This is a genomic window from Paraburkholderia sp. Ac-20340 (genome assembly GCF_017104965.1).
Lineage (GTDB): Bacteria > Pseudomonadota > Gammaproteobacteria > Burkholderiales > Burkholderiaceae > Paraburkholderia.
This window is the reverse complement of record NZ_JAAGPR010000089.1, coordinates 1-794: the sequence shown is the minus strand read 5'-3', so window position 1 is coordinate 794 and position 794 is coordinate 1. Positions and strand designations below refer to the sequence as shown.

The 794-nt window shown below is 63.0% G+C and carries 1 protein-coding gene; it reads left to right on the top strand.

From position 1 onward, the window contains the following. A partial coding sequence (gene pstS / locus G3N59_RS36830; RefSeq protein WP_205987914.1) for a phosphate ABC transporter substrate-binding protein PstS occupies positions 1–794 on the top strand: 794 nt, incomplete at both ends.

Here is a 794-nt window from a genome sequence, read left to right as displayed (position 1 = left end):
ATCACTGGCGCGGGCAGCACCTTTGCAGCACCGATCTACACGAAATGGGCGGATGCCTATCAAAAGTCGGGCGGCGGCAAGGTGAACTACCAAGGCATCGGCTCGTCGGGCGGTATCAAGCAGATCGTCGCCAAGACGGTTGACTTCGCAGGTTCGGACGCGCCCCTGAAGGACGACGAACTGACGAAGGAAGGCCTGTTCCAGTTCCCGACGGTGGTGGGCGGCGTCGTGCCGGCGATCAACGTGCCGGGCATCAAGGCTGGCGAACTGACGCTGTCGGGCGAAGTGCTCGGCGACATCTACCTCGGCAAGATCAAGAAGTGGAACGATCCGGCCATCGTCGCCCTGAACCCGAAGGTCAAGCTGCCGGATCTGGACATCGCCGTGGTTCGCCGCGCCGATGGTTCGGGCACCAGCTTCATCTGGACGAACTACCTCTCGAAGGTCAACACCGAGTGGAAGAGCAAGGTCGGCGAAGGCTCGACGGTCAACTGGCCGACGGGTACGGGCGGTAAGGGCAACGACGGCGTCGCAGCCTTCGTTCAGCGCCTGCCGGGCTCGATCGGCTACGTCGAGTGGGCGTACGCCAAGCAAAATCACATGGTCTACACTGCCATGAAGAACGAGTCGGGCGCGGTCGTCGAGCCGAGCACGGACACGTTCAAGGCAGCGGCTGCTGGCGCGGACTGGAAGAAGTCGTTCTACCAGATCCTGACGAACGAGCCGGGCAAGGAAGCATGGCCGGTCGTTGGCGCCACGTTCGTGCTGCTGCACACGGCACAGGACAAGCCGGA